This window comes from Mesorhizobium sp. M7A.F.Ca.AU.001.01.1.1, from assembly GCF_004022735.1.
GTDB classification, from domain to species: domain Bacteria; phylum Pseudomonadota; class Alphaproteobacteria; order Rhizobiales; family Rhizobiaceae; genus Mesorhizobium; species Mesorhizobium ciceri.
The window spans coordinates 1028-6745 of the sequence record NZ_RZPF01000331.1 but is presented as its reverse complement, the minus strand read 5'-3'; the positions used below and the strand labels follow the sequence as shown (position 1 = coordinate 6745).

Sequence of the window (5718 nt, the reverse complement as noted above, 5' to 3'; positions counted from 1 at the left end):
GTCCTCGGTGTATTTCAGCGCCTCGGCCGCCTGTTTGACAGCCGCCGACAGCCTGAAATTCCTCGGCAAGACGCCGCTGACGGCGGCGGCCGAAATGGCGCTGCCCGAACCTGCCTGCGGCGGCACGATCAGCTGGATGTCGTCGCAGCTGCCCTTTTCACGGTGGCCATAGGCCATGAAGCCGATCTCGTCGTCGGTGGGGACCGATTGAAGCACGGTTCGAAGCGACTCGCGGGCGATTTCGAGCTTGGGCCTGCCGTCGATCTGCGCCCACATCGAGCCGGACGCATCGAGAATGATGATGACCTTGTTTGCGGCGAAGCCGAACGTCGTCATCGACAAAAGGAGGATCGCCGCAGCGACGCCCCGTGCAAGTCCCGCCATCGAAATCTCCTAAATCCGCCCCTGATCCGGGCGGCAAGCTATTTGACGCGGCGCCGGGACACAAGTCCGGGCGCCCGGTGCGCAGGGCTGCGGACCCAGCTTAACAAAAATCCTGACGACAGCCAGTTCGGCGGTGTCGGCAGCCTTTTACCCGGTAATAGGAATTTTTTCTTGACACCATGACCTCAGCTAAGGTACATATTTGGCTATGGTGCTGATTTGCGCCGGTGACCCGCCGCAATAGGCGGGTTTTTCGTTTGTTGCACCCGTCAGCCTACGCGCGGCGAAGGCTCCGAAAGAACCCATTAACCCGAATTCATGGCCTTGGCCCGATGCGCCGGGCCGAATGCCGAACTTTCAACGAAAACGAAAACCAGCTTAGTAAGTCGTGCGGCGTTCTTCCGAAGGCGGCCTGCCGAATTGCAGCCGGTAGCTCTGGGCGAAGTAGGAATGCGAGGTGAAGCCCGTCGCGATCGCCACGTCGAGGAGCGGCATGTTGGTCTGGCGCAGCAGTTCGCGCGCCCGCTCCAGCCGCAATCGCATATAGTAACGGCCGGGCGTGACGCTGAGATGGCGCAGGAACAGGCGCTCGACCTGGCGCACCGAAAGGCCGGCGGATTTGGCCAGCTGTACCGCCGACAGCGGCTCGTCGAGGTGGTCGGCCATCAGTTCGACGATGCGCCTGAGCTTCTCCGACTTGCCGGTCAGGTCGCGTTCGGGTCCGACGCGCTGACGGTCGCCGGCCGAGCGGATGCGTTCGTGCTGGAACTGGTTGGCGACGCCATTGGCCAGGTTCGAGCCGAAATCGCCGCGCACGATCTCCAGCATCAGGTCGATCGAAGTGGTGCCGCCGGCACAGGTGTAGCGCTTGCGATCGATCTCGAAGACGTTGCCGGTGCAGTTGATGTCGGGGAATCGCTCGACGAAGCCGGCGCGGTTTTCCCAATGGATGGTGCAGCGATAGCCTTCGAGCTGGCCGGCCTCGGCCAGCAGGTAGGACCCGACCGACAGGGCACCCAGCGCATTGCCGCGCCGGCCCCAGCTTCGCAAAGCCGCCAGCACCTTGCTCTTGCCGGGGAATTCGGTCGTCAGCCCGACCGAGACGAAAAGGATATCGACCGGCGGCAGGTCGGCAACGGCGTAGTCGATCTTGAGCGGCAGGCCATTGGAAGCCATCACCGGATCGCCATCGGCCGACACCGTGGTCCAACCGTAGAAGTCGCGGCCAAGCAACCGGTTCGCCGACCGGAACGTATCGATCGCGGCAGCCAGCGAGAACATGGAGAACTTGTCTACCAGCAGGAATGCGAACTGCCGGCCGCCTTGAACGGGGTCAGTCATGACCGGCCGTTCTGAGGGAACACTGGGGTTCGGCAAAGCTGCAGCTTTCTGGCGGGTCAGAAGGACGGCCGTTTCAATCCGGCCGAAAGGTAGGCGGAGGCTAACGTATTGGCCATCAGCATGGCAATGGTCATGGGGCCGACACCGCCGGGCACCGGTGTGATGGCGCTGGCGGCCCTGGCCGCTTCGGCATAGGCGACATCGCCGACGAGGCGGGACTTGCCCTCGCCCTTTTCCGGCGCCGGGATGCGGTTGATGCCGACATCGATGACGGTGGCGCCTGGCTTCACCCAATCACCCCTGATCATCTCCGGCCTGCCGACGGCCGCGACAAGGATATCGGCGGTGCGGGCCAAGGCCGGCAGATCCCTGGTGCGGCTGTGGGCGATGGTGACGGTGCAGTTGGCGGCAAGCAGCAGGTTGGCCATCGGCTTGCCGACGATGTTGGAGCGGCCGACGACGACTGCGTTGAGGCCGGACAGGTGCTTGCCGCGCACCCGCTCGATCAGAAGCATCGAGCCGGCCGGCGTGCAAGGCACGAACGCTGTTTCGAGTTCACCGGTGCCGAGCTTGCCGACATTGATGAAGTGGAAGCCGTCGACATCCTTTTCCGGCGCGATGGTCTGGATGATCTTGCCGGCGTCAATGTGGGCCGGCAGAGGAAGCTGCACGAGGATGCCATTGATGGCCGGATCGGCGTTGAGGTCGCCGATGATCTTCAGCAATGCCTCTTCGGAGGTTTCGGCCGGCAGCGTATGCTGGACGGAATGAAAGCCGCATTCCTTGGCGGTGCGCGACTTGGACGCGACATAGACCTGGCTGGCCGGATCCTCGCCGACGATGACCACGGCAAGACCGGGCTTGGCCTTGCCCTTGGCGACAAGTTCAGCCGTCAGGGTCTTGACCGTCCCCACAACGTCCCCGGCAACGCTCTTGCCATCAATCACTTCAGCCATGGACCACCCTCAACACCAGAATGCCCAAGCGCGTCGCTTCCGGAAGCGACGCGCTTTTCGATCTTTCACAGCGTGGCATCTTCACGAAAAATCCAACATGCAATCCCGCCAAAGCGCCGTCCCATGCCGTTTACGCGAAACCGGCATGTTTTTGTACGGCACCGCGCAGATTTTTGTGGCTCAGAAGTAGCGGCGGCGCGTGCGGCTCTCGGTCAGTTCGCGAACCGCTTCGCGGAATTCGCGCAGGCTGGCGCGGATTTCCTCGATTGGCGCTTGCTGCTCGGCATCCTCCACGGCCCGCGACGGCTCCGCCGATCGCTGATGAGGCTGAGGCGCCTGCTGCTGCGCGACGGGCGGCTGTGGATAGGACTCGGAAGCGGGCTGAGCCGGATCGGACTGCTGCCCGGCATTGGCGGCCGGCATAGATTGCGGATAGGGATAGCCCGGCTGCTGCGCGTAGCCCAATGGCTGCGCGTAGGGATAGAGCTGCGGCCCGGAATATGGCCGCTGCGTCATCATGGGAGGCGGCAGTGGCGGCTGCGCCGTCTGCTGCGGATGGCCGCCGGGCTGGAAAGGTGGTGCCGGGTATGCTGTCGCGGCCGCCTGCCGGGGCTCGAAGGCCGGCGCCGGCCGGGGATAGGCGCGGTATTGCGGATCCTGCGTTGGCTCCCCGTTTTCGGCAGAGGCCCATTCGACGGTATCGAACGGCTCCTCCCGGGATGGCCTGCGGGAGACGGACTTGTGCAGCCTCGACAGCAAGGCACCGATCCGGCCGGGACCTTCTGCCGGCGAGGCCTCGGCTTGCTGGACAGGCGGTGGCACGGCCGGCGGTGGTGATGCAGGCGGGGGTGTCGATGGCTGCGGCGCTGGTGGTAATGGCGGCGCCGGCGGCGGCGCTGCCCGATATGCCTTGTCTTCGTAAGGCGTCCGGCGTTCGTCCGTGCCATGGTCGCGACGCGAGCGCGAATTGGCGGTGTCACGCAGGCTCTCATAGGCGCCACGCATGGCTCCGAGGCCAATGCCGGAGGCGAAACCCAGCAACAGGCCGGCGAGCGCGACCACGACCCGCGACGGCCCGTTCGGCTCAAGCGGCGCGAAGGCCTTCGAGATCACATTGATGTTGGCGGTGTTGATGTCCTTCTGCTCGCCGGTCTCCTTGGCGCGCAGCAGGTACTGTTCGTAGACGGAACGCTTGGCGGTCGCCTCGCGCTCCAGTTCGCGCATCGACACGAGGTCGCTGTTGACGTCGCCGCTGCGGACCTTCAGCTGCGCCAGGCGAGAGGCAAGATCCTGTTCGAGCTGGACGGCGCGCTTGAGGTCGACCTGCAGCGACGAGCCGATGCGGCGCAGCTCCGAGGCGATGCGTTCGCGTGCGCCGGCAATCTGGGCATTGATCGCCTGGAGTTCGGGGTGACGCGGGCCGAGCCGGATGGCGGCGCGGTCAGCTTCCTGCTTGAGCGACGCATATTGCGAACGCAGATCGCTCATCGTGTTGGAGTTGATCTCCTCCGGCAAGGTACCGGTGAGAACCGAATTGACGTCGACCGAACGCGCCGAGGCCGCCCGGGCGTTGAGTTCCAGGGTCCGGGCGCGCGCGACCGACAGCTGCTCGTTGAGTTTCAGCATCTCATCGTCGCTGATGAGATGGCCCTGCGCGTCAACGAGATCGTGCGTGGCCCTGAAATCCTCGACCTTGCGCTCGGCTGCCTCGACGCCCTTGCGCAACTCGTCAAGCCTGGCCGTCAGTTCGTCGGTGGCGCGGCCTGCGGTGTCCGACTGTATCTGGCCGAAAGTCTGCAGGAAGACATCCGTCATCGTGTTGGCGATGAGGGCCGATTTCTCGCCATTCTGCGTGGTGGCGCTGACGGTGATGACGAAGGTCTTGCCGCCGCGCTCGACCGAAAGGCTCTCAGCCAGATTGCCGACAGCAAGCGCGCGGCGACGGCTGTCGTCGACACCCCCCGGCCCATCATTGCGGGACAGGATGGAGCGAATGAGCGACATGACACTGAGGCCGCCGCCGCCTTGCCCATTGAATTCCGGGTCGTTGACCAGATTGAGCTTGTCGACGACCTTGTTGAGAACAGTGCCTGATGTCAGCACCCGGACCTGGTTCTCGACGATGGCCAGCGTGGCGTCGGAAGCGACGACCGACTGGGTGAGATCGCGGTCGGTGAGCTTCAGGTCGCGCGGGTCGACGATCAGTTCGGTGGTGGCCTCATATTTCTTCGGCGTCGACAGCGCGATGGTGATGCCGAGCGCGGCGCCCAGCAGTGTCGTCGTCACGATCAGCAGCTTCGACTTGCCGACACCGCGCACCACCTGCATCGGATCGATCAGCGGCTTCCACTGCTGGCTGTCCATGCCGTCGTTTCGGGATAACGACGCGTCGCCTGCAGCGTAAGGTTCCGATGTATGATCGGCGCGACGAGCGCCAGCGGTTTCGGCGGCACCAGGCTGTGTCCGCGGCGAGGTTTGCGCGCGGTAAGCTTGCTCACGATCCCCGTCGGCCGCGACCGGATCCGACAGTTTCGGGTTGCGCGCCTCGCGCTGCGAGCGGGCGAGGCGATGACGCGTGGCGGCATCCTCGCGCCATGACGGGTCTGCCCGGTCGCCGATCGAGACCAGCGACGCGTCGGGTTCGTCGCCACGCACAGCCTGGCCCAGCGCCAGCAACGAGCGCTCGCGCTTCCAGTCTTCGCGGTTTTCCCTGTCGACCATCGTCTGGAACTTTACCCTTGGCGACCTGCGAACGGAGATTGGCCATTCGTTAAGCCACGCTAAACAGGCATGGAAAACAAAAGGTTAATTTTCCCGCGCCGAAGCGTCGGTTTCTCGTTTCGGTTGCATCTATTTTCGACACAAGCCCAGCCGCCAGAACGGCACGTTAAGTTTTCCGGCCTAGGCTCTCCTTGAGACATGACGCAGGCCAGTGACATACCGCAAAGGCGGCCCCTCGCCCGGATCGGCAGCTTTTTGGCCGAACGACGGGGGCTGCTTCGCGACTATTTCTCAGCGATCAGCGGTGCCGGTGGGC

The 5718-nt window shown here is 64.4% G+C and carries 4 protein-coding genes; all 4 read right to left on the bottom strand.

Annotated elements, in window-relative coordinates; all coding sequences use genetic code 11:
- A partial coding sequence (locus tag EN884_RS20040) for a VWA domain-containing protein (RefSeq protein WP_164895069.1) occupies positions 1–384 on the bottom strand: 384 nt, incomplete at its 3' end.
- Positions 385–762: 378 nt separating this feature from the next.
- The gene (locus EN884_RS20035) at positions 763–1725 is read right to left on the bottom strand and encodes a GlxA family transcriptional regulator (protein ID WP_128360700.1); all 963 of its coding nucleotides are present in this window, start codon (positions 1723–1725) and stop codon (positions 763–765) included.
- Between the two features lie 56 nt (positions 1726–1781).
- On the bottom strand, positions 1782–2681 hold the full coding sequence (folD, locus tag EN884_RS20030) for a bifunctional methylenetetrahydrofolate dehydrogenase/methenyltetrahydrofolate cyclohydrolase FolD (RefSeq protein WP_128360699.1): 900 nt from the start codon (positions 2679–2681) through the stop codon (positions 1782–1784).
- Positions 2682–2861: 180 nt separating this feature from the next.
- Positions 2862–5402 (bottom strand): GumC family protein, encoded by a 2541-nt coding sequence (locus EN884_RS20025; RefSeq protein ID WP_063170062.1) that lies wholly within the window; start codon positions 5400–5402, stop codon positions 2862–2864.
- Positions 5403–5718: the final 316 nt, after the last annotated feature.